Consider the following 1,726-nt stretch of genomic DNA (forward strand, 5'->3'; position numbering starts at 1 on the left):
CGCTGGCTTGGGTGCATCGGCGCGGATCCCGCACCCGATCCGAAGCGCCCAAATCCCCATAGATGAGCGCGGCACTCGCGGCGCCCAACCGTTCCGCGGGTTCCTTCCCTGGAGGCTTCCGGACGCCGGCCCCGGTGCACGTGGTTGCGTCTGCGACGGGCCGGCATCCGAAACCCTACACAGAAGCGGTCCCTCCGCGCAGCGAACGGCTCGTTAGGTGCAGCATCAAAGAGCTGTGCGGAGCAATCCCATTGCCAGACCGGCAGGCGCGATGGCCGTCATGCCTGTCTCTCACGTACCAAAGCGCCAGACGAAGTTCGCTTTCAGCGCATGCTGCTGGGCCTGTGAGCCGATCTGCCCCTCGTAGGCTACACTCAGGCTAATGGCTTGGCTCGCCTGCCACTCAAGGCCAGCTTCGACCATCAAGGCATCCCGATTCACCGGTGTCCCGGACACCATGAAGGTGGACACGTCATTGCCGAAGGCCAGCAACGCCGATGGCACTACATCGCCATAAGCATGGTGCCAGCCCAGCAATCCACGAACCGTGAGCGGCACCTCTTCACCCAGGCGTGTCTCCGCCCGTAAACCCAAAGTGGTGGTACCGAGATCCTGATGCTGCGCAAATCCGGTCAGAGCTGCCGCTCCACCGCTCTCCTGGAACGCATCGGTGTGCACGCGCAGGAGCGAGGCACCAACAAACGGCTCCAACTGCACATCACCTAAATCGAGGCGGTAGCCCACCTCCGCAAAGGCCTGAGCGGTCCAGCCGCTGTAAGAGGCACTCACTGCCTCGGCAAAGCCTGAGAATTGCACCGTGCGCTGAAGATCAATGTCGTGCGCAGCAAATGAGGTGCCCAGCCGAAGGCTGAGACTACCCCACGACGCGCTGCCGTAGAGCGCTCCGAAGACACTCTCATTGGAGCCGAACGAGAGGCGGGTGTCCACGTCAACGGTCGCGCGGGTGAAGCCTCCTGCGAGGCCGAAACGGTAGGATTGATCGAGTTTGGCTTCAGCGCCCAGGATGAACCCGCTGGTAGAGGTGTCGAGACCAGCTGCAGTGGCGCTGCCGTCCAGCTTACCCCAGGAGCCAAAGCCCTCGCCCCATAGGATAAAGTGGCGCGGGTCGAGGCTGCGCACGGGTACGTCTACCGTCTGGGAAGCCGCCCCGGGCAGATCCGCCGCAAAGGCTGCAGGGTAGACGTCCTGAACAAGGTTGAAGGCAGAGGAGGATAGAGTGGTGCGCAGGCGGCTTGCTAGGGTGGTCTGGATCAGGCTGGCTCCAGTATAGGCCGTAGTAGAAGCCGATGCATGCGCCTCGCCGGACAGGGCATCGAACGCCTGGCGAGCACCTACCTCGCTCTGGCCGATAACTGCCTGGAATAGTGGGCTGCCTAAGCCGAGCGCCCCTATCGCATCAGCCACATTCAATTGATTGGAGGTCACGGCCGCTGAATGGAGAGCTCCCGTTTGTACCAGAGTGAGGCTGACGGTGTTGGTGTCGTAGCTGAGCCAGGGTGACAAAAAGGCGAAGTTGGATCTGACCCGGTCAAACTGACCAGTTACACCGCCATCGGCCGTGAGAATGCGGTAGGTAGTTGTTTGGTGGCGGAACGTTGTTGGGATCGGGTGCGTTACGCCATTGAGGAGTACACTTGGCGCTTTGACGGCCTGCGACGCCGAGCTTCTCACCGCAGGAGGACGTGATGCACTCCCTTCATCCGCA

The 1,726-nt window shown here is 62.1% G+C and carries 1 protein-coding gene; it reads right to left on the reverse strand.

The window, feature by feature from the left end:
* Positions 1-291 precede the first annotated feature (291 nt).
* Positions 292-1,726: autotransporter outer membrane beta-barrel domain-containing protein (locus tag FS320_RS42835; RefSeq protein ID WP_152718579.1), on the reverse strand; the 1,435-nt coding region annotated here is incomplete at its 5' end.

It is taken from the genome of Microvirga tunisiensis, from assembly GCF_009296175.1.
Lineage (GTDB): Bacteria > Pseudomonadota > Alphaproteobacteria > Rhizobiales > Beijerinckiaceae > Microvirga > Microvirga tunisiensis.